The organism is Streptomyces sp. NPDC058457, assembly GCF_042720695.1.
GTDB lineage: Bacteria > Actinomycetota > Actinomycetes > Streptomycetales > Streptomycetaceae > Streptomyces.
Genome location: NZ_JBHXLU010000083.1, coordinates 32,485 through 53,358, shown reverse-complemented (window position 1 = coordinate 53,358; position 20,874 = coordinate 32,485). Strand labels below are relative to the sequence as shown.

The window sequence follows — 20,874 nt, the reverse complement described above, 5'->3', positions numbered from 1 at the left end:
GGTGACAGGTTTGACCTGTCACCCAAACCTGCAGCAGACCCCGTTGTTGACCGTCGATGACGCCGTTGCAACCGTGAGCGTCGTGGGCGCCGTCATGGTAGGTGTCCGATCGCGGTATCCCGTCGTTACGACGTGTGTCCTGGCCTGAGTCGGCTATAGCGCGGCAACGGGGTGCGGAGTCCAGGGGGTGTGTGGTGGATCCGGTATCGGTAGGGCTGCTGGCGGCGTTGGCGGGCGGAGCGGGCGGGGAGATCGGCCGGCAGCTGTGGGCGGGGCTGAGCGCACTCGTACACCGGCCCTTCCGCCAACGGGACAGCGGGCAAGGCGACGCGATCAGTTCCGGAGAAACGGAGTTGGCGGCGCTGGTGCGCGCTCCGGGTGACGCGGCGCGCGCCCAGGCGCTGAGCACCGCGCTCGCTGTACGGGCAGCGCTGGATCCGGACTTCGGGACCGACCTGCAGGAGTGGCACGAGGAAGCGCAGTTGGTGCGCACCGGGGGCGAGGTCCACAACGAGATCAGCGGTGGCACCTTCCACGGCACCGTCCAGCAGGGCAGGGATTTCTCCGGCCTCACCCTCACCTCGCCCCCACCCGCGACCGGGCCGCGCACGCCGGAGCCACCGAGATGACCGGCATGGCCGACGCATCCGGACGGCACGGGGCACAGCAAGCGGTGCACAACGAGATCAGCGGCGGAGTCTTCTTCCATGAGGTGATCCAGGGCCAGGTCGTCAACGTCCACCTCCCAGAGAAGATCGTTCCTGCGCTGTCCGGGATGCCACCTGCCTCATCCACCTTCACCGGCCGCGAGAGAGAGGTTGCAGACCTGCTCCAGGCCCTGGACCCCGGCGCCCACCAGCAGCGGGGACTCGTCACCGCGGTGGCCGGCCTGGCCGGCATCGGCAAGACAGAACTCGTCGTACAGGCCGCCACGCGGGCACTGCAGGTCGACCGGTGGTTCCCCGGCGGGGTCCTGTTCGTCGACATGTTCGGGTACGACCCGGAACGCCGGCTCCCGCCCGAGCGAGCCCTCGACGGACTGTTACGGGCCTTGGGGATCCCGAGCGAACACATCCCCCCGGACCTGCAAGACCGCTCTCGCCTCTACCGCAGCGTACTCGCCGCCTTCGCCAAGGCGGGACGCCGGGTTCTGATGGTCATCGACAATGTGTCCACCGCCGAGCAGGCCCGTCCCCTACTGCCTTCCGACGGCATCACGGCATGCCTGATCACGTCCCGCCACACCCTCGACCTCGATGCACGCCTCCACGACCTCGGTGTCCTCGACGAGCACGCCTCTGTGGAACTACTCGGCCAAGCCCTCCAACACGCTCGCGGTCCCGACGACACCCGCGTGCAGGACACACCCGAGGACGCCGCCGCCGTCGCCGCGTTGTGCGCCGGCCTGCCGCTGGCCCTGCGCATCGCCGCCGCGCTGCTCGCGGACAGCCCCGCCCGGCCTTTGTCGTCCCTTCGCCAGGCCCTGGAAGCAGCCCACACGCGCCTGCAGCGCTTACGGCACGAGGACCGTGCCGTACGCGCCGCTTTCGACCTGTCCTACCAACGCCTGGACCACGAACACGCCCTCCTCCTGCGGCTGCTGCCGCTCAACCCCGGGCCCGACATCTCCACAGAGGCCACAGCCCGGCTGACGCAGGCTGACCTCCCCACGACGGAGGAACTCCTCCAGCATCTCGCCCGCGCTCACTTGATCGAACCCGGGAACACTTGGGGTCGCTGGCGTCTGCACGACCTGGTCCGGCTCTACGCCGACGAACTGGGGCGCGCCGATGGCGACGACGACCGGGATGCGGCGGTGAACCGGCTCCGCAGCCACTACCAGAACACGGCGGCTTCCGCCGACTCGCATCTGGACGCCGATGGCCGGGGCTCGCCGCGGTTCGCCGACGCCGTCCAGGCACTGGCCTGGTTGGATGCCGAACACCGCAACCTTGTCGCGATCGCCACCGACGCCGGCAGCGCAGGCGATCCTCTCCTCGGCATCGGCCTTGCGCTCAGCCTCGCCCGCTTCCTCGACCGACGCCGATACTTCGACGACTGGATCGGCGTCACGTGCTCCGCGCTCGAGCACGTGACACGGATCCAGCAGTTCATCGACAACCGTGCCCGCAGCGCCGACCACACACCCCAGCACGAAGCCGGTGCCATGTCTTCCGACGGTTTCGAGCACGCCCGGTCAATTGTGGAGCTCAATCGGGCAATGCTGCTCGGCAATCTGGGCACCGCGCTCAGCGGGGCCCGAAGATTCGAAGAAGCCGTCGAAACCTGCGGGCAGTGCCGAGCGGCCGCCCGACACCTTGGGGACCGGCGGCGTGAAGGCATGGCACTGGACACCCTCGGTACGGCGCTTGTGCAAACAGGCCGGTTCGATGAGGCCATCGACGCCCACACCAGCGCCCTCGACTGCTTCGAGCAAGCGGGTGCACCAGCAGGCCGAATACTCGCCTCCCTGGGCGCCGCGCTTGCTCAGGCAGGCCGGATCGAGGAGGCGCTCAACACCCTCCTCCGCGCCGGCGCGGCACTCCAGCAGGCTGGTGACCGCCAGGGCGAAGCCATGGCCCTCGGCCACGTGGGAGGGCTGTTCTCGGATCTTGGGATGTATGAGCAGGCAGTAGAAGCCCAGCAAGCAGACCTGGGGATCTGCCAGGAAATCGGTGACCGGTACGGCGAGTGCCAGGCCCTCGGCAACCTCGGTCGATCTCTGACCCGGCTCGGCAGGCCCGAACAGGCAATAGACGCGCATCGGCGAGAGCTGGCCCTCTCCCACGAGGTCGGCACCCCATATGACGAAGGCCAGGCCCTCTTCGGCCTCGGGGTCGCGCTGCTGGAGGCCGACCAGTTCGACGAAGCCGCCGATATCTACCGAACATGCATTCCTCTACTCGAAGAACACGGGAGCCGCGGCCAAGCGGGCGAGGCACTCAACAACCTTGGTGGAGCCCTCCAGGGCCTCAACAGCTTCGAGCCGGCCATCGACGCCCACACCCGGGCTGCCGAGATTCTGCGCGAGGTCGGCAACCAGGGCGAGGAGGGAAGAGCTCTGCACAACCTCGCTCGCGCGCTGGCCTGCGCTGGAAAGCAACAGCAGGCCCTTGGTGTCTACAGCAGAGCTGCTTCACTCCTGGCCAGCTCGGCAGGTTCTCGTACAGCTCGATGGTCCACACCGAAGTGACGGAGCTTCTCGAACACCCGGAAGTAAGGGCCACCCCAAGGAAATGACGCTGTCGGTGATCTTCACTCGGCGACGTGTGCGCCTTGGCGCGGTCTCAGCCCTGGAGAAACATGCCTTCGATGTGCCGACATGCCGCGGCTCGGTGCCGGTGCCGAGGGTGTGGCAGACGCCCTTGGGACGTAGCCGTGCGTGCTGCGGCGCTGGTCCATGGGCGCAACCCACACGTGCGCGGAACATCCTGCCTCCCGGGACAACAAGCGGCAGCGCGGCCCACCGGCCGATCCTTCGACCCCCGTACCCCAATCGGCTACTGAGTCTGCCCACAGCCGTGATTAACGACCGGACCCAAAACGGACGTGAGACCTGTCAGGATCGGGGAGTCCCGCCACTGCCAATCGCCGCATCGAAGACAGTCCCATTCACCCGTCGGTCCAAGGGCAGCGATAGGCGCCTGACGGGGTGTCACACACCGCCTGTCCCCAGGCCGTCCACCGACACGAGACCAAGTACGCAGGCCTGACCCGACACTCCCAGACGAGCAGAAGAGGGGGTGACAGTAGAGCAACAACGTCACGCTCCATCGATCCGAACCAGCTCAGAGGCGTCACCCGCCCTTCCGCTCCTGGGACTTTTCAGGGACTTTCAGCTCTGTCTGAGGGACATCCGAGGGACTTTCCGCCGCCTAACGCAGCAAGCCCTTGAAAGACCGGAAAGGGCCTCCGTCCCAGATCAGAAGCCCTTTCCCATGCAAAGCCGCAGGTAGCGGCAGACGAGTCGGGCTATACGCCGGGTTCTGTCCCCCACAGCTCCGACACGAAAGGTGCTTCCGCGGCGCCGACCGATGCGGCTCCTCCTGGACAGCGTGTTCCGACGCAGCTCTTGGCGCAGTCTGGGGCTCTCTCGCTCTATGCGCGGACCGCGTCGAAGCCTGAGCGCCTCGGGTCCATTCCGTGACTGCGGAGCGTCCCGATCTTCACTCCTTCGGGTCAACCGTCCCTAGCCCGACAGACGCCTGACCCGTCGGCGGGCCACGGGGTCCTGACCCGGTGGGCTCACGATTCCACCCTGCACGCTGTCCCCACCGTCCGTCCGAACTCGGTTGGCCTGCGGTTTGCGTTCTACGGACGGGTGTCCACCGAGGACCACCAGGACCCGGCCACATCACGAGCCTGGCAGCTGCTGGGCGCCCAGGCGCTGGCGTCCGGGCACGGGCGGATCGTCGCCGAGTACTTCGACGTCGGCCGCAGCCGGACCGTGCCCTGGGCCCGCCGTCCGCAAGCAGCCGCGCTGCTCGCCGCGATGGCCGATCCAGACCGGGACTTCGATGCGGTCATCGTCGGCGCCAGCGAACGCGCCTTCTACGGCAAACAGTTCGCCGCCATGGCCCCGCTCTTCGAGCATTACGGGGTTGAGGTGTGGGTGCCGGAACCGGGCGGCGCCATCGACCCGCAGATCGCCGGCCAGGAAGAACTCGTGATCCTCCTCGGCATCCTCTCCGAACGGGAGATCACCCGCGCCCGCATCCGGGTCCGCAGCGCGATGACGCGCCCTCAACGATGCCGGTATACCCAGCCCCTCCGCCGCCGACCCGGGCCGCAACCCCCACCCGACCAACCAGCGGTGGATCCTCACCACAGTGCGCACCATCCTGGCCAACCCCCGCTACACCGGCCACCAGGTCTGGAACCGGCAGCGCACCGACCACGACCTCATCGACCCCGCCAACACCAGCCTCGGCCACCGCGACGTGATGCGCTGGAACGCCCCCACCGACTGGATCATCTCAACGACACCAGCACACACGGCACTGGTCAGCGAGGCCGACTTCGTCACCGTCCAGCACACTCGCGCCGCCCGGCAGACGGCACCGGGACGGACGTACACCCTGGCGGGACTACTGCGCTGCGCAATGTGCGGGCGTCGCATGGATTCCCACTGGACCCACCGCCCCGCCTACCGCTGCCGGCACGGCCACTCCAGCGCCACCCCGCCGCTCCCCCACCGGACGCCCAACGCGTACATCCGCGAAGACCAGGTCCTGCCCCGCCTGCCCGCCCTGATCATCCGCCTCACCGACCACGCGGCCGAGCTGAACGAAACAGCAGCTCCACCGACACCGGCCGCCGCCGTCGAGTACCTCCGCGCCGAGTCGATATCCATGATCTTCGACCCGACCACCCGGACCCTGACAGCGGACACCCCACAAGGAGAAAGGATCGCCATCGACTGACCGGCACCGCAGCAGCACACGCAAGCGCCGCAAGCGCATAAAGGAGGAAGTCACAAGCCCGCCGAAACGACAGAACACCCGCGCCCGGCCGGAAGCCGGAGGCGGGTGCCGATCTGCCCTGCCCATGAAACGGGACCCAGGGGGCAATGGTGTGTCCGAGGGGGGACTTGAACCCCCACGCCCGATAAAGGGCACTAGCACCTCAAGCTAGCGCGTCTGCCATTCCGCCACCCGGACCAGGTGTCTGCCGCCTGGCCGGGGGTGTTCCCCGCGGCGACATGGACAACAATACCAAGCTTTCGGAGTGCCTTTCACCTGCGTTTCCGTCGGTATACCCGCAGGTCGGCGCCCCCTCACCGTGCGTATCCGGCGTGCTACCGCCCGGGCAGCAGCGCACGCAGGGCCCGGACCAGTGTCGCGGCCGTCGGATCGTCCAGCGGCGCCAGAAACCGCCGCTCGGCCGCCAGCCGCGCCTCCTCGGCCCGCCCCATCCGCTCACGCCCGGCATCGGTCAGCTCGACGATGTTGCGCCGCCGGTCCTGCGGGCTGCGCCGGCGCTCGACCAGCCCGCGCTGCTCCAGACCGTCGAGGAGCGCCACCATCGTCGTCCGGTCCACCCCCAGCCGCCCCGCCACCTCGATCTGCGACAGCCGCTCGGGCCCGGCGAGCACCACCAGCACCGCCAGTTCGTGCCCGTCCATGCCGTACGGCGCGAGCGCCTCGGCCGACGTCCGCGCCAGTTCGGCCTGGACGTGCTTGAGCAGGTAGCCCAGCCGGGCTTCAAGAGGATCACTGGTCACACCGTAGACGATATCCAAAACTGATCGTCATGATGACTGACGATCCCATATGCTGACGGTTATGACGACGACCGTTCGTTTCGGCATCAAGACCACGCCCATGCACGTCCCCTACGACGACATCCGCCGCGTCTGGCAGGAGGCCGACGCGATACCCGAGATCGCGGACGCCTGGCTCTGGGACCACCTGCTGCCCGTCGCCGGGCCGAAGAGCGGTGCCGTCCACGAGGGCTGGACGCTGCTCGCCGCGCTGGCCGCGCAGACCCGGCGGCTGCGGCTCGGTCTGCTGGTGACGAGCAACCGGATCCGGCCGCCCGCCCTGCTCGGCAAGATGGCCTCCACCGTGGACGTGATCTCCGGTGGGCGGCTGGTCCTGGGGCTGGGCGTCGGCGGGACGCATCAGCCGCCGGGGGCGGGCGGGATGGCCGGTGAGAATCCGGCGGTCGCGGAGTACGAGGCGTACGGCCTCACGCTCGTGTCGCCGGCCGAGGGCATCGCCCGGCTCGACGAGACCGTACGGATCCTGAAGCTGATGTGGACCCGGGAGGTCTTCGACTTCGAGGGGGCGTACTACCGGCTCAGCGGGACGCGCAACGAGCCCAGGCCCGTGCAGCGCCCGGGGCCCCCGCTGCTGATCGGCGGCTGGGGCACCCGGCTGCTGCGGCTGGCCGCCGAGCACGCGGACGTCTGGAACGTGCCGGGGCCGCCGCACAACACCGTGGAGTTCGTCGCCGAACGGGCCGGGGTGCTGGACGCGCACTGCGCCGAACTGGGCCGGGATCCGGCGGAGATCGTCCGCTCGGTCCAGGTCCTGGTGTCGTACGACGACCCGGCGGCGACCCGTGCCACGGTCACCGCCCTGGTGCGTGCCGGGATGAACCACGTCGTGCTGAGCCTGCCGCGCCCCTATCCGCAGGGGGTGGTCCACCGGCTCGCCGAGGAGGTCATCACCCCGGTGCTCACCGCCGTCACGGCATGAGCTGGTATTCCGGGAAGTTCCCGGGCAGCCGCTCCCCCGCCGGTCCCTGTGTCACCGCCCGCACCAGCAACTCCCCGCCGACGAAGGCCCCCCGCCAGGACGCGCCGAAGCCGCCGAACAGTTCGTCGCGGTCGCCGCGGGAGCGTGGCTTTCCGTGGCCGACCTTGAAGGCACGGATCTGCGGGGCCAGCCGCCCGAAGGTGGTCTCGTCGTCGGTGGAGAGCGTGGCGACCAGCGCGCCGTTGGACGCGTTCATGGCGGCGAGCAGTTCGGCCTCGGTGTCGACCAGGACGATCGTGTCGACCGGGCCGAAGGGTTCCGCGTGGTGGAGCGGGGAGGACGGGGGCGGGTTGAGGAGGGTGACCGGGTGGACGTACGACGCGGTGTCCTGGCCCGGCAGGAAGCGGGCGTCGGCCGGGCTGCCGCGGTGCAGCGGGACCGCGCCGCGGTCGACGGCCTCGGCGACCTGGTCGGTCAGGTCCTTGGCCTTGGCCGCGTTGATCACCGGCCCGAAGTCCAGTTCGGGGAGCGGGTCGTCGGGGTCGGCGACGGCGAGCGGGTGGCCGATCCGCAGGCCGCGGACCGCCGGGAGGTAGGCGGCGAGGAACTCGTCGAACAGCTCGCGCTGGACGACGAAGCGCGGGTAGGCGGTGCAGCGCTGTTTGCCGTAGTCGAAGAGCTTGGGGACGACGGCGGTGAACGCGGTCCAGTCGGTGAGGTTCCAGATGCCCCAGGTGTTGAGTCCCTCCTGTTCGAGTACGTGCCGCTTGCCGAGGTCGGTGACGGCCGTGGCCACCGCCGCCCCCGTGTCCCGGCCGCCGACGAAGGAGACGCAGCCGATCTCCGGCGCCCGCACCAGCGCCTCCGACAGCTCGCCCCCGCTGCCGCTGAGCAGTGTCACCGGCAGGCCCTCCCGGGCGGCCAGCGCGCAGGCCAGGGTGAGACAGGCGACCCCGCCGTCGGTCGGGGTCTTCGCCACCACCGCGTTGCCCGCCAGAGCCTGGACCAGTACCGCGTGAACGAGCACGCTCATCGGGTAGTTCCAGCTGGCGATGTTGGACACCGGCCCGTCCAGCGGGGCCCGCCCGGTGAGCATCGGCTCGATGCCGTCGACGTACCAGCGCACCCCGTCGATCGCCCGGTCGACGTCCGCCTGGGCGAGCCGCCAGGGCTTGCCGATCTCGCGGACGAGGAGGAGGGCGAGGAGTTCGCGGTGTTCGGTCAGGGCGTCCAGGGTGGCGGCCACCCTGGCCCGGCGCTCCGCCAGGGCCACGTGCCGCCAGGCGCGGTGCTGGTCGAGGCAGGCGCGGACGGCCCGGCGGGCGGTGTCCCGGTCCAGACGCGGAGCGCCTGCGATGGGGCTGCCGTCGACGGGGCTGGTCGCGGGCAGCGGGCGGCCGTCGGGCCGCCAGGCGGCGGCCCAGAGGTTGAGGACACGGTCGTCCCGGAAGGCCTCGGGGGCGACGGCGAGACAGCGCCGCCAGGCGTCGTCCCAGGCGGTGCCGGGTTTCTCGACAAGAGCCATGGTTCAGTTCCCTTCCGGCCGACGGGCGTCGAGCAGCTCCAGGACCAGCCGGGCGGTCTCGGTCGGCGTGCTCCCCACCCGCACCCCGACCGCCTGCAGCGCCTCCTGCTTGGCCCGCGCGGTGCCGGCCGAACCGGAGACGATGGCACCCGCGTGGCCCATGGTGCGGCCCTCGGGTGCGGTGAACCCGGCGATGTATCCGACGACGGGTTTGGTGACGTGCTCCCGGATGTAGGCGGCGGCCCGTTCCTCCGCGTCGCCGCCGATCTCCCCGATGAGGACGACGAGTTCGGTGTCCGGGTCGTCCTGGAAGGCGCCCAGGCAGTCGATGTGGCTCGTCCCGGCGACCGGGTCGCCGCCGATGCCCACGCAGGTGGAGAAGCCGATGTCCCGCAACTCGTACATGAGTTGATAGGTCAGCGTGCCCGACTTGGAGACGAGTCCGATCCGGCCGGGCTTGGTGATGTCGGCGGGGATGATGCCCGCGTTGGACTGGCCGGGGGTGATCAGCCCCGGGCAGTTGGGCCCGATGATCCGCGTGCCCCTGGCCCGGGCGTGCGAGGCGAAGGCCACCGAGTCGTGGACCGGTATGCCCTCGGTGATCACCACCGCCAGCCCGATGCCGGCGTCGGCCGCCTCCAGCACCGCCGCCTTGGCGAAGGCGGGCGGCACGAAGACGACGCTGACGTCGGCGCCGGTCGCCGCCATGCCCTCGGCGACGGTGCCGAAGACCGGGACGGCCCGGTGGTCGAAATCCACGGTCTGCCCGGCCTTGCGCGGGTTGACCCCGCCGACGACGTCCGTGCCGGCCGCGAGCATCCGCCGGGTGTGCTTCATGCCCTCGCCGCCGGTCATGCCCTGGACGAGGACCTTGCTCTCCTTGGTGAGGTAGATCGCCATGACAGAACTCCTCAGGCGGTGTGGGCGAGTTCGGCGGCGCGGCGGGCGGCGCCGTCCATGGTGGCGGCCTGTTCGACCAGCGGGTGCGCACGGCCGTCGAGGATCGCCCGGCCGCGTGCCGCGTTGTTGCCGTCGAGGCGGACCACCAGGGGCTTGGTCAGCCGGACGGTCTCCAGGGCCCGCACGATGCCGTCGGCGACCGCGTCGCATGCCGTGATCCCGCCGAAGACGTTGACGAAGACGGACTTCACGGCCGGGTCGGAGAGGATCACCGAGAGTCCGTCGGCCATGATCTGGGCGGACGCCCCGCCGCCGATGTCCAGGAAGTTGGCGGGCCGTGCGCCGCAGCCGGCCACCACGTCCAGGGTGGACATCACCAGGCCGGCGCCGTTGCCGATGATGCCGACCTCGCCGTCGAGCCTGACGTAGTTGAGCCCCTTCGCGGCGGCCGCCGCCTCCAGCGGGTCGGGGTGCCCGGCCTCGTCGGCGCCCCAACGGGCCTGCCGGAAGCGGGCGTTGTCGTCAAGGGTGACCTTGCCGTCGAGCGCCAGGATCCGGCCCTCTTGGGTGCGCACGAGCGGGTTCACCTCGACGAGAAGCGCGTCCTCGCGGACCAGCACCTGCCACAGCCGTACCAGGACGTCGACGGTCTGCGGCGGCAGTCCGGCGGCCGCGGCGATCTCCTGGGCCTTGGCGGAGGTGACGCCGAGCGCGGCGTCGACAGGGACCCGTGCCACCGCCTCCGGCCGGGTCGCGGCCACCTCCTCGATCTCCATGCCGCCCTCGGCGGAGGCGATCGCCAGGAAGCCGCCGGCCGCCCGGTCGAGGACGTAGGAGACGTAGAACTCGCTCTCGATGTCGACGGGTTGGGCCAGCATCACCTTGCCGACCCGGTGCCCCTTGATGTCCATGCCGAGAATCTGACGCGCCGTGAGTTCCGCCGCGGCCGGGTCGGCGGCGAGCTTCACACCGCCCGCCTTGCCTCGGCCACCGGTCTTGACCTGCGCCTTCACTACGACCCTGCCGCCGAGCCGGCGGGCGATCTCCCGGGCCTCCTTGGGCGAGTCGGTGACCTCCGCCCTCGGCACCACGATGCCGTGTTCCTCGAAGAGTTCCCTTGCCTGGTGTTCGTACAGGTCCATTTCGGCTCCTGTCTTAAAAGTGCCGCACGCCCCCTGGACACCACCCACCGGATGCGGGATAACAAGGTTCATACAGTATTCGTCGACTGTATGCAATATACGAAGACGACATCCCACCCCCTACGAAGGGACAGGACTTCGCCATGCCCGACGACACCCAGGACGTGATCTCCGGTGGTCATCTCGTTGCCAAGGCGCTGAAGGCAGAGGGGGTCGACCGCATCTACACCCTGTGCGGCGGCCACATCATCGACATCTACGACGGCTGCGTCGACGAGGGCATAGAAGTCGTCGACGTCCGCCACGAGCAGGTGGCCGCCCACGCCGCCGACGGCTACGCACGCATCACCGGCAGGCCCGGCTGCGCGGTCGTCACGGCCGGTCCCGGTACGACCGACGCCGTCACCGGGGTCGCCAACGCCTTCCGCGCGGAGTCCCCGATGCTGCTGATCGGCGGCCAGGGGGCGCTCAGCCAGCACAAGATGGGGTCCCTGCAGGACCTGCCGCACGTGGACATGATGACGCCGATCACCAAGTTCGCGGCGACCGTCCCGGACACCGCCCGCGCCGCCGACATGGTCTCCATGGCGTTCCGCGAGTGCTACCACGGCGCGCCCGGCCCGTCCTTCCTGGAGATACCCCGCGACGTCCTCGACGCCAAGGTCCCGGCGTCGAAGGCCCGTATCCCCAAGGCGGGCGCCTACCGGGCCGCCACCCGCTCGGCCGGCGACCCGGAGGCGATCGAGAAGCTCGCCGACCTCCTCGTGCACGCCGAGAAACCGGCCATCCTGCTCGGCAGCCAGGTCTGGACGACCCGCGGCACCGCAGACGCCATAGAACTGGTACGGACCCTCAACATCCCGGCGTACATGAACGGCGCGGGCCGCGGCACCCTGCCGCCCGGCGACCCGCACCACTTCCAGCTCTCCCGCCGGTACGCCTTCTCCAACGCCGACGTCATCGTGATCGTCGGCACCCCCTTCGACTTCCGCATGGGCTACGGCAAGCGCCTCTCCCCCACCGCGACCGTCGTCCAGATCGACCTCGACTACCGCACGGTCGGCAAGAACCGGGACATCGACCTCGGGATCGTCGGCGACGCGGGGCTGGTGCTGAAGTCGGTGACCGAGGCGGCCTCGGGGCACGCTTTTAACGGATACAGCAATGGCGGGGCCTCCAGGCGCAAGGAGTGGCTCGACGAGCTGCGCGCCGCCGAACAGACGGCGATCGAGAAGCGGTTGCCGCAGCTGAGGTCGGACGCCTCGCCCATCCACCCGTACCGCCTGGTCAGCGAGATCAACGACTTCCTCACCGAGGACTCGATCTACATCGGCGACGGCGGCGACATCGTCACCTTCTCGGGGCAAGTGGTACAGCCCAAGTCCCCTGGCCACTGGATGGACCCCGGCCCACTCGGCACCCTCGGCGTCGGCGTCCCCTTCGTGCTGGCCGCCAAGCAGGCCCGCCCCGACAAGGAGGTGGTCGCCCTCTTCGGCGACGGCGCCTTCTCCCTCACCGGCTGGGACTTCGAGACCCTGGTCCGCTACGACCTGCCCTTCGTCGGGATCGTCGGCAACAACTCCTCGATGAACCAGATCCGTTACGGCCAGGCCGCCAAGTACGGCAAGGAGCGCGAGCGGGTCGGCAACACCCTCGGGGACGTCCACTACGACAAGTTCGCCCAGATGCTTGGCGGTTACGGCGAGGAGGTCCGCGACCCCGCCGACATCGGCCCCGCCCTGCGCCGGGCCCGGGAGTCCGGCAAGCCGTCGCTGATCAACGTCTGGGTAGACCCGGACGCGTACGCCCCCGGAACCATGAACCAGACCATGTACAAGTGAGGTGGAACGCCCATGACCACCAAGGCACTTGAGGGCATACGCGTCCTCGACATGACCCACGTCCAGTCGGGCCCCTCCGCCACCCAGCTGCTCGCCTGGCTCGGTGCGGACGTGGTCAAGCTGGAGGCGCCGACCGGTGACATCACGCGCAAGCAGCTGCGCGACCTCCCGGACATCGACTCCCTCTACTTCACGATGCTCAACTGCAACAAGCGGAGCATCACCCTCAACACCAAGACCGAGCGCGGCAAGGAGATCCTCACCGAGCTGATCCGGCGCTCGGACGTCATGGTCGAGAACTTCGGCCCTGGCGCGGTCGACCGGATGGGGTTCACCTGGGACCGCATCAAGGAGATCAACCCCCGGATCGTGTACGCCTCCATCAAGGGGTTCGGGGACGGCCCGTACACCGACTTCAAGGCGTACGAGGTCGTCGCCCAGGCGATGGGCGGCTCGATGGCCACCACCGGCTTCGAGGACGGGCCGCCGCTGGCCACCGGCGCGCAGATCGGTGACTCGGGCACCGGGGTGCATGCAGTAGCCGGAATACTGGCGGCGCTCTTCCAGCGGGAGCGCACCGGCCGCGGCCAGCGCGTCAACGTCGCCATGCAGCACGCCGTACTGAACCTGTGCCGGGTCAAGCTCCGCGACCAGCAGCGGCTGACGCACGGCCGGCTCGCCGAGTACCCGAACGAGGACTTCGGCGACGAGGTGCCCCGCTCCGGCAACGCCTCCGGCGGCGGCCAGCCCGGCTGGGCGGTCAAGTGCGCGCCGGGCGGCCCGAACGACTACGTGTACGTCATCGTGCAGCCCGTCGGCTGGCAGCCGATCACCCGGCTGATCGGCCGGCCTGAGCTCGCGGACGACCCCGAGTGGGCCACCCCGGAGTCCCGTCTCCCCAAGCTCAACAAGATGTTCCAGCTGATCGAGGAGTGGTCCTCGACGCTCCCCAAGTGGGAGGTGCTGGAGCGGCTCAACGCCCACAACATCCCGTGCGGGCCGATCCTGTCCACCAAGGAGATCATCGAGGACGAGTCGCTGGTCGCCAACGAGATGGTGGTCACCGTCCCGCACCCCGAGCGCGGCGAGTTCGTCACCGTCGGCAGCCCGCTCAAGCTCTCCGACTCCCCTGTCGACGTCACCAGTTCGCCGCTGCTGGGCGAGCACAACGAGGCGGTCTACATCGGCGAACTCGGCCTCGGTGACGAGGAGTTGCGCCTGCTCAAGTCGAACGGAGTGATCTGACGTGATGGCAGAGGACCGGGAGCTGCGGGTCCGTGAACTCCTCGACTCGGTGCGGGCGGCGGGCCGTACCGCGCTCACCGCGCCGGAGGGCAAGGTGATCGCCGACGCGTACGGGATCGCCGTACCGGGCGAGGAACTGGCCACCGACGTCGACGAGGCGGTGGCGTACGCGGCACGCTTCGGCGGGCCGGTGGTGATGAAGATCGTCTCGCCGGACATCCTGCACAAGACCGACGCGGGCGGGGTCGTCGTCGGGGTGGAGGGCGCGGCGGACGTACGGGCGGCCTTCCACCGGATCGTCCAGAACGCGAAGGCCTACGACGCCGAGGCGAGGATCGAGGGCGTCCAGGTCCAGGAGCTGCTGCCGAAGGGCACGGAGGTCATCGTCGGCGCGGTCACCGACCCCACCTTCGGGAAGGTCGTCGCCTTCGGGCTGGGCGGGGTGCTGGTCGAGGTGCTGAAGGACGTGACCTTCCGGCTGGCGCCCGTCTCCGCCGACGAGGCGCTGTCGATGCTGGACTCCATCAAGGCGGCCGAGGTGCTGCGCGGGGTGCGCGGGCAGGCCGGCGTGGACCGGTGGGCGGTCGCCGAACAGATCCGCCGGGTCTCCCAACTGGTCGCGGACTTCCCGGAGATCGCCGAGGTGGACCTCAACCCGGTGATCGCCACGCCGGAAGGCGCGGTCGCCGCCGACATCCGGATCATCCTCGCGGAGAAGCAGCCGCCGGAGCGCAGGAAGTACACCCGCGACGAGATCCTCACCTCCATGCGCCGGCTGATGCAGCCCCGCTCCGTCGCCGTGATCGGCGCCTCCAACGAGCAGGGCAAGATCGGCAACTCGGTGATGCGCAACCTCGTGGACGGCGGCTTCGCCGGGGAGATCCATCCGGTGAACCCCAAGGCCGATGACATTCTGGGCCGCAAGGCGTACAAGAGTGTCACGGACGTTCCCGGAGAGGTGGACGTGGCAGTCTTCGCCATTCCCGCCAAGTTCGTGGCAGCGGCGCTGGAGGAGGTGGGCCGGAAGCGGATCCCCAACGCCGTCCTGATCCCCTCCGGCTTCGCGGAGACCGGCGAGCACGAGCTCCAGGAAGAGATCGTCGCCATCGGCGAGCGCTACGGCATCCGTCTCCTCGGCCCGAACATCTACGGCTACTACTCCACCTGGCAGGACCTGTGCGCCACGTTCTGCACGCCCTACGACGTGAAGGGCGGGGTGGCGCTGACGTCCCAGTCGGGCGGGATCGGCATGGCGATCCTGGGCTTCGCGCGCACCACCAAGACGGGTGTGTCGGCGATCGTCGGCCTCGGCAACAAGTCGGACCTGGACGAGGACGACCTGCTGACCTGGTTCGGCGAGGACCCGCACACCGAGTGCATCGCGATGCACCTGGAGGACCTGAAGGACGGCCGCGCCTTCGTGGAGGCGGCGCGGAACACCGTACCCAAGAAGCCTGTCGTGGTCCTCAAGGCGGGCCGTACGGCGGCCGGGGCCAAGGCGGCCGGTTCGCACACGGGCGCGCTCGCGGGCGACGACGCGGTGTACGACGACATCCTGCGGCAGGCGGGCGTCATCCGGGCACCGGGCCTGAACGACATGCTGGAGTACGCCCGCGGCCTGCCGGTGCTGCCGCCCCCGCAGGGCGACAACGTCGTGATCATCACCGGCGCGGGCGGCAGCGGTGTGCTGTTGTCCGACGCGGTGACCGACAACGGGCTCTCCCTGATGGAGATACCGCCCGACCTGGACGAGGCGTTCCGCCGCTTCATCCCGCCCTTCGGCGCCGCCGGCAACCCGGTGGACATCACGGGCGGCGAGCCGCCGTCGACGTACGAGGCGACGATCCGGCTCGGTCTTGAGGACCCGCGGATCCACGCGCTGGTCCTCGGCTACTGGCACACCATCGTCACCCCGCCGATGGTGTTCGCGGAGCTGACCGCGCGGGTGGTCGCGGAGTTCCGGGAGCGGGGCGTCGAGAAGCCGGTCGTCGCCTCGCTCGCGGGGGACGTCGAGGTCGAGGAGGCCTGCCAGTACCTGTACGAGCGGGGGGTCGTGGCGTACCCGTACACGACCGAACGGCCGGTGGCCGTGCTCGGCGCCAAGTACCGCTGGGCGCGGGCGGCCGGGCTGCTGGGGAGCGGACGGCCGGGGAGCGATCGGTTGGGGGGCGGGTCATGACGTAGCCGAGGAAGGGGCCGGCCGGCGGAGCGCGTCCCCGGCCGGCCCCGGGACCCGTGCGCGCACGAAAGGCATTGGACAGGGGGCGCTGGCCAGAGCTTTCGACGCAAGGGGTGCTGAGCGAACATGTCATCCATCGATCTAACGGCGTCCGTCCCCTTCAGGGAGGTGACGGACCGCAACGGCCGCAGGTACCGGATCGGCGAACGCGATGTCGATCTCATGGGCCGGACACGCAAATGGATGGTCATCCTGCCCTGGGTGGGCATGATGGGCATCAGCTCCGCCGAGTACGCGTTCACGTCGGCGGAGGACACGCTGCACGAGGCGTATCTGTGGAGCAGCGGGCACATCTTCTGGCTGATGGGCGTCTGGGTGTTCTTCCAGGCGGCCGTGGCCTTCCCGGCCGGACAGCTGCGGGAGGGCGGACGGCTCCCCGCCCGTACGGCCATGCTGATCGGCGCGGTGGGCACGCTGCTGGGCTATGTGTCGCTGGCGTTCGCGCCGAACGTGGTCGTCGCCTATCTCGGCTTCGGCATGTGCAGCGGCATCGGCGCCGGTCTCGTCTACGCGACCTGCGTGAACATGGTCGGCAAGTGGTATCCGGAGCGCAAGGGCGGCAAGACGGGCTTCGTGAACGGCGGTTTCGCCTACGGGTCGGTGCCGTTCGTGTTCCTGTTCACCTCGGTCCTCGACCTGGGCAACTACAAGGTCCTGCTGTCCTCGGTCGGCATCGGGCTGTGTCTGGTGGTGGCGTCGGCCGGCTGGTTCTTCAAGGACCCGCCGAAGAACTGGTGGCCTCCGCACGTGGATCCGCTGAAGGCCACTCAGGACCCGAAAATACGGCGGGCGTTGGAGAAGAACCCGCCGGCCGTCAAGCAGTACACCCCGAGGGAGGCGGCCCGTACACCCGTCCTGTGGATGATGTGGTTCTGTCTGCTCTGCACGGCCGGGATCAACATCTTCGGCATCGCCTTCCAGGTGCCGTTCGGCAAGGACATGGGGTTCGCGGGCGGGATCGTGGCCACCGCCATGTCCCTGAAGGCCATCGTCAACGGCACCGGGCGCGGTGTCATCGGCTGGATCTCCGACCGCTACGGCCGCCGCCACACCCTCATCATCGTCTGCATCGTGCTCGGTACGGCACAGTTCGGTGTCCTGGTCTCCGGCCAGATGCACAGCATGCCGTTCTTCCTCTTCTGCTCCATGGTCTCCGGGTTCGGCGGCGGGGCGATCTTCCCGCTCTTCGCGGCCATGACGGCGGACTACTTCGGTGAGAACAACAACGCCACCAACTACGGGATGGTCTACAGCTCCAAGCTGATCTCCGGCCTGGTGGGCTCCGGTCTGGGCGCGGTTGTCGTCGGTGAGTGGGACTACCACGGCGCGTTCGTGCTCGCGGGCTCCGTCGGCCTGGCCTCCGCAGTGCTGGCCCTCTTCCTCAAGGCACCGGGCAGGCCCAGCGCCCGGCGCATCGTCCCCAACCCGCAGCCGCTCGGCGAGGAGATGGCGTGACATGACGGCAGACCCTGTAGCCACGAACAGCACCGACGCCGGACGACGTCCGTACCGCGAGGTCACGGACGCGCGCGGCCGGGTGTACCGGATCGGGGAGACCGACCGGGACATCCTCGGCCACTCCCGCAACATCATGGTGTACCTGCCGTGGATCGCCATGATGGCCATCAGCGTCTTCGAGTACGCGTACGGCTCCGCGGAGGACACCCTGTCCCACGCGCACGGCTGGACGCAGTCCAACACCTTCTGGATCCTGAGTGTCTGGGTGTTCTTCCAGGCCGGCATCGCGTTCCCGGCGGGCTGGCTGCGCGAGAGGGGCATCCTCACGGCCCGCCGGGCGATGTACACCGGTTCCGGCATGTGCCTGATCGGCTTCCTGGCCCTCTCCCACATCAGCGAGATATGGCTGGCGATCCTAGGCTTCGGCGTGATCGGCGGGCTGGGCTCCGGCCTGGTCTACGCGACCTGCATCAACATGGTCGGCAAGTGGTTCCCCGAACGCCGGGGCGCCCGCACTGGTTTCGTGAACGGCGGCTTCGCGTACGGCTCGCTCCCGTTCATCTTCATCTTCAACTACGCCTTCGACACGGCGAACTACCACCGCGTCCTGGACCTCATCGGCGTCTACGTGATGGTCGTGGTCCTGGTCTCGGCGTTCTTCTTCAAGGACCCGCCGAAGAACTGGTGGCCGGCCGACGTCGACCCGCTCGCCCACGCGAGCGACACCAGGACCGCGACGGCCCTCGCCAAGAACCCGCCCGCGGTAAGGCAGTTCACGCCGAAGGAGGCGATCCGCACGGGCATGCTCCCCCTGATGTGGATCTCCATCGTCATGACGGCGGGCGTCTCGATCTTCGGTATCTCCTTCCAGGTGGACTTCGCGAAGGACGTCGGCTTCGGCCCCCTGGTCGCGGCCTCGTCCATGGGCGTGATGGCGGTCATCAACGGCGTCGGCCGCGGCGTGGTCGGCTGGCTCTCCGACCGCCTCGGCCGCAAACCGACCCTCGTCTTCGTCATCGTCGTCCTTGGCCTCGCCCAGTTCGGCGTGATCTGGGCCGGTGACGTCAAGAGCGAGTGGCTGTTCCTGTTCTTCGCCTTCCTCTCCGGCTTCGGCGGCGGCGCCTTCTACCCGCTCTTCGCCGCCCTCACCCCGGACTACTTCGGCGAGAACTACAACGCCACCAACTACGGCCTGGTCTACAGCGGCAAGCTCGTCAGCGGCCTCTTCGGCGGCGGCCTCGGCTCCATGGTGGTCGGCGCCTGGGGCTACAACGGCGCCTACGCCCTGGCCGGCGGTATCTCGATGCTGGCGGCGGGGGTGGCGCTGCTGCTGCGGCAGCCGGGGCGGGGGACGGCGGCGAAGGTGGGGGCGGTCCGGCCGCAGACGGCTACCTGACGGTTCCGCTTTCCACGGCCGGGTCCCGGATCGGCGTCCGGGACCCGGCCGTGAACCGTGCGGTGACCGCCAGGCCCCCTTCGGGGCGTGCGGTGGTCGTGACAGTGGCATGGTGGGCCTGTGCGACGGCCCTGACGATGGCGAGGCCGAGACCGTGGCCGTCGCCGCGGCCGCCCCGGTCCGCTGCCTTCTGGAAGGGCTGGAAGAGACGCTCGACCTGGTCCACCCGGATGACAGGCCCGCTGTTGGCGATCGTCAGGGCCGCCTGGGTGCCGTCGGTCCGCGTGGTGATCTCCACGTGCCCGCCGGGGTGGTTGTGCCGGATGGCGTTGTCGACGAGGTTGGCGACGAGGCTTTCGACGAGCCTCGGGTCCCCGGCCGTCGCCGCGGGCGCCAGGTGTTCGGCGAGGTCGATGCCGCTCCCCGTCGCTCGGTCACGGCGGGTGGCGAGCACCCCCTCGACGACCTGGACGAGGTCGATGCTGTCCCGGCGGGAGATTCCGCGCTCGCTGGTGGCGAGCACGAGCAGTGCCGTGACCAGCCGTTCCTGATGGCCGCCGAGGGCGAGGGCCTCCTGGCAGGCCGAGCGCAGCGCGTCGGCGTCGGCGTCGGGGTCTGCGAGGGCGACTTCGAGGAGGGTGCGCAGCCCCGCGAGGGGGGTGCGCAGCTCGTGGGAGGCGTTGGCGACGAAGTGGCGTTGGGCGTCGAAGGAGGCCTGGAGGCGGGCGAACAGGTCGTCGAGGGTGCGACCGAGCTCGGTCAGCTCGTCCGTGGGCTCACCGAGGTCGAGCCGCCGGTGCAGGTCGCCGGCGGAGATGATCCTGGCGGTGGCGGTGATGGCGCGCAGCGGTTGCAGGAACCGGCCGGCGACGAACCAGCCGAGAGCCAGCGCGACGGGAATCAGAACGACCAGGGCGACGGCGGCCCCCGTGAGGAGCTGGGGCAGGCTGATCCCGTTCCCGGTTCCGGTGATCGCATCCGATGAGGGGTGGCCCTTGGGTTTCGCCGACCGGACACCCGCGAGCGGGACGGCGACGCAGACGAGCACGAAGACCCCGGCGGCGTAGACGCCTGCCGCGTAGGCGAGCGCAAGCCGCGTCCGCAAGGACCTGCTGGCGGGCTGCGGGGCGGTCATGCCGGACCGAGTCGGTAGCCGCCCTCGCGGACGGTCTCGATCACGGGCGGGTCACCGAGCTTGGCCCGCAACCGGTGCATGGTGTGCTTGACGGCGCTGCTGAAGGGGTCGGCGGCCTCGTCCCAGACGCGTTCGAGCAGTTCCTCGGCGGAGACGACCAGACCGGGTGCGGCGAGCAGGCATTCGAGGAGGGCGAACTCCTTGGGGCTCAGACCGAGGCGCCGGCCGGCCCGGAACGCCGTGCGGCGGGCCGGATCGAGGGTGATGTCCCCGCAGGCCAGGGTGGGCGGCAACGGCGGAGTGGTGCGGCGGCCCAGCGCCCGGACGCGGGCGACCAGTTCGGCGAACGCGAACGGCTTGGGCAGGTAGTCGTCGGCGCCCAGACCGAGCCCGTGGACACGGTCCTCGATGGTGTCGGAGGCGGTGAGCATCAGAACGCGGGTCTCGCTGCGGCCGTAGGCGAGTTGCCGGCAGATCTCGTCCCCGTGGACGCCGGGCAGGTCCCGGTCGAGGATCACCACCTCGTAGCGGGTGCCGGCCAGCCGGTCGAGGGCGGCGGTTCCGTCCAGGACGACGTCGACGGCCATGCCCTCGCGGCGCAGTCCGGTCCCGAGGGAGCGGGCGAGGACTTCGAAGTCCTCCACCACGAGCACCCTCATCGCCGCTCACCGCGGGTCGTCGTGCGGGCAGGGCGGCCGCGCCTGCGGCCGGGTCGGGATGCCATGCCCCGACAATGCCAGATACCCGGTTGCAGCCGGGTCGCAGCCGCCGCGACCGGGCCGGAACCGGGT

At 69.8% G+C, this 20,874-nt stretch carries 15 protein-coding genes, 1 tRNA gene and 1 pseudogene; 10 read left to right on the top strand and 7 right to left on the bottom strand.

Annotated features, from left to right (window positions below; translation table 11 throughout):
• Nucleotides 1-194 precede the first annotated feature (194 nt).
• The 4 genes and pseudogenes from ACFWPS_RS41860 (at nt 195) to ACFWPS_RS41845 (ending at nt 5,423) form a co-directional block, all read left to right on the top strand.
• A complete protein-coding gene (locus tag ACFWPS_RS41860) occupies nt 195-629 on the top strand; it encodes a hypothetical protein (RefSeq protein WP_383715962.1) in 435 nt (144 codons plus the stop codon).
• Entirely contained in the window at nt 626-3,193 is a 2,568-nt protein-coding gene (locus ACFWPS_RS41855; protein ID WP_383715959.1) for a tetratricopeptide repeat protein, read from the top strand. Before ACFWPS_RS41860 ends, ACFWPS_RS41855 begins: the two co-directional genes overlap by 4 nt.
• A 1,128-nt stretch (nt 3,194-4,321) precedes the next feature.
• A pseudogene (locus ACFWPS_RS41850) lies at nt 4,322-4,681 on the top strand (recombinase family protein); the annotation flags it as partial.
• A 76-nt stretch (nt 4,682-4,757) separates the two neighbouring features.
• The gene (locus ACFWPS_RS41845) at nt 4,758-5,423 is read left to right on the top strand and encodes a recombinase family protein (RefSeq protein ID WP_383715968.1); all 666 of its coding nucleotides are present in this window, start codon (nt 4,758-4,760) and stop codon (nt 5,421-5,423) included.
• A 152-nt stretch (nt 5,424-5,575) separates the two neighbouring features.
• Here ACFWPS_RS41845 and ACFWPS_RS41840 read toward each other — a convergent pair.
• Both ACFWPS_RS41840 and ACFWPS_RS41835 read right to left on the bottom strand, forming a co-directional pair.
• Nucleotides 5,576-5,660 (bottom strand) — tRNA-Leu (locus tag ACFWPS_RS41840).
• A 137-nt stretch (nt 5,661-5,797) separates the two neighbouring features.
• On the bottom strand, nt 5,798-6,223 hold the full coding sequence (locus tag ACFWPS_RS41835) for a MarR family winged helix-turn-helix transcriptional regulator (RefSeq protein ID WP_383715956.1): 426 nt from the start codon (nt 6,221-6,223) through the stop codon (nt 5,798-5,800).
• Between the two features lie 61 nt (nt 6,224-6,284).
• On the opposite strand from ACFWPS_RS41835, the gene ACFWPS_RS41830 reads away from it, so the two are divergent.
• The gene (locus ACFWPS_RS41830) at nt 6,285-7,202 is read left to right on the top strand and encodes an LLM class flavin-dependent oxidoreductase (protein WP_383715954.1); all 918 of its coding nucleotides are present in this window, start codon (nt 6,285-6,287) and stop codon (nt 7,200-7,202) included.
• On the opposite strand, the gene ACFWPS_RS41825 is transcribed toward ACFWPS_RS41830, so the two are convergent.
• From ACFWPS_RS41825 to sucC, 3 genes are read right to left on the bottom strand one after another with little or no spacing between them, the layout of a single operon-like run.
• On the bottom strand, nt 7,192-8,727 hold the full coding sequence (locus ACFWPS_RS41825) for an aldehyde dehydrogenase family protein (protein ID WP_383715951.1): 1,536 nt from the start codon (nt 8,725-8,727) through the stop codon (nt 7,192-7,194). The two genes, ACFWPS_RS41830 and ACFWPS_RS41825, sit on opposite strands and share 11 nt — an antisense overlap.
• Before the next feature lie 3 nt (nt 8,728-8,730).
• A complete protein-coding gene (gene sucD / locus ACFWPS_RS41820; protein ID WP_383715948.1) occupies nt 8,731-9,627 on the bottom strand; it encodes a succinate--CoA ligase subunit alpha in 897 nt (298 codons plus the stop codon).
• Between the two features lie 11 nt (nt 9,628-9,638).
• Nucleotides 9,639-10,769 (bottom strand): ADP-forming succinate--CoA ligase subunit beta, encoded by a 1,131-nt coding sequence (gene sucC / locus ACFWPS_RS41815; RefSeq protein ID WP_383715945.1) that lies wholly within the window; start codon nt 10,767-10,769, stop codon nt 9,639-9,641.
• 143 nt (nt 10,770-10,912) lie between these two features.
• On the opposite strand from sucC, the gene ACFWPS_RS41810 reads away from it, so the two are divergent.
• The 5 genes from ACFWPS_RS41810 (at nt 10,913) to ACFWPS_RS41790 (ending at nt 18,948) form a co-directional block, all read left to right on the top strand.
• Nucleotides 10,913-12,610: a thiamine pyrophosphate-binding protein gene (locus tag ACFWPS_RS41810; RefSeq protein ID WP_383715943.1), complete on the top strand. Its 1,698-nt coding sequence runs from the start codon at nt 10,913-10,915 to the stop codon at nt 12,608-12,610.
• 12 nt (nt 12,611-12,622) lie between these two features.
• Nucleotides 12,623-13,855, top strand: coding sequence for a formyl-CoA transferase (frc, locus tag ACFWPS_RS41805; RefSeq protein ID WP_383715940.1), 1,233 nt, complete (start codon nt 12,623-12,625; stop codon nt 13,853-13,855).
• Nucleotides 13,856-13,859: 4 nt separating this feature from the next.
• The gene (locus ACFWPS_RS41800) at nt 13,860-16,034 is read left to right on the top strand and encodes an acetate--CoA ligase family protein (protein WP_383715937.1); all 2,175 of its coding nucleotides are present in this window, start codon (nt 13,860-13,862) and stop codon (nt 16,032-16,034) included.
• Between the two features lie 126 nt (nt 16,035-16,160).
• Complete coding sequence (locus ACFWPS_RS41795; protein ID WP_383715934.1) at nt 16,161-17,549, top strand: OFA family MFS transporter; 1,389 nt, start codon at nt 16,161-16,163, stop codon at nt 17,547-17,549.
• Between the two features lies 1 nt (nt 17,550).
• Complete coding sequence (locus tag ACFWPS_RS41790; protein ID WP_383715931.1) at nt 17,551-18,948, top strand: OFA family MFS transporter; 1,398 nt, start codon at nt 17,551-17,553, stop codon at nt 18,946-18,948.
• On the opposite strand, the gene ACFWPS_RS41785 is transcribed toward ACFWPS_RS41790, so the two are convergent.
• Together ACFWPS_RS41785 and ACFWPS_RS41780 are read right to left on the bottom strand one after the other, a co-directional pair.
• Nucleotides 18,941-20,083, bottom strand: coding sequence for a sensor histidine kinase (locus ACFWPS_RS41785; RefSeq protein WP_383715928.1), 1,143 nt, complete (start codon nt 20,081-20,083; stop codon nt 18,941-18,943). The genes ACFWPS_RS41790 and ACFWPS_RS41785 overlap by 8 nt on opposite strands.
• The gene (locus tag ACFWPS_RS41780; RefSeq protein ID WP_383715926.1) at nt 20,080-20,742 is read right to left on the bottom strand and encodes a response regulator transcription factor; all 663 of its coding nucleotides are present in this window, start codon (nt 20,740-20,742) and stop codon (nt 20,080-20,082) included. The genes ACFWPS_RS41785 and ACFWPS_RS41780 overlap by 4 nt, the downstream gene beginning before the upstream one ends.
• Nucleotides 20,743-20,874 lie beyond the last annotated feature (132 nt).

Excerpts from the sequence above, each read along its gene's own strand:
- ACFWPS_RS41800 (WP_383715937.1), top strand. The coding sequence starts at position 13,860 with ATGGCAGAGGACCGGGAGCTGCGGGTCCGTGAACTCCTCGACTCGGTG.
- ACFWPS_RS41855 (WP_383715959.1), top strand. The coding sequence starts at position 626 with ATGACCGGCATGGCCGACGCATCCGGACGGCACGGGGCACAGCAAGCG.
- sucC (WP_383715945.1), bottom strand. The coding sequence starts at position 10,769 with ATGGACCTGTACGAACACCAGGCAAGGGAACTCTTCGAGGAACACGGC.
- ACFWPS_RS41825 (WP_383715951.1), bottom strand. The coding sequence starts at position 8,727 with ATGGCTCTTGTCGAGAAACCCGGCACCGCCTGGGACGACGCCTGGCGG.
- ACFWPS_RS41810 (WP_383715943.1), top strand. The coding sequence starts at position 10,913 with ATGCCCGACGACACCCAGGACGTGATCTCCGGTGGTCATCTCGTTGCC.
- ACFWPS_RS41790 (WP_383715931.1), top strand. The coding sequence starts at position 17,551 with ATGACGGCAGACCCTGTAGCCACGAACAGCACCGACGCCGGACGACGT.
- ACFWPS_RS41785 (WP_383715928.1), bottom strand. The coding sequence starts at position 20,083 with ATGACCGCCCCGCAGCCCGCCAGCAGGTCCTTGCGGACGCGGCTTGCG.
- frc (WP_383715940.1), top strand. The coding sequence starts at position 12,623 with ATGACCACCAAGGCACTTGAGGGCATACGCGTCCTCGACATGACCCAC.
- ACFWPS_RS41830 (WP_383715954.1), top strand. The coding sequence starts at position 6,285 with ATGACGACGACCGTTCGTTTCGGCATCAAGACCACGCCCATGCACGTC.
- ACFWPS_RS41780 (WP_383715926.1), bottom strand. The coding sequence starts at position 20,742 with ATGAGGGTGCTCGTGGTGGAGGACTTCGAAGTCCTCGCCCGCTCCCTC.
- sucD (WP_383715948.1), bottom strand. The coding sequence starts at position 9,627 with ATGGCGATCTACCTCACCAAGGAGAGCAAGGTCCTCGTCCAGGGCATG.
- ACFWPS_RS41795 (WP_383715934.1), top strand. The coding sequence starts at position 16,161 with ATGTCATCCATCGATCTAACGGCGTCCGTCCCCTTCAGGGAGGTGACG.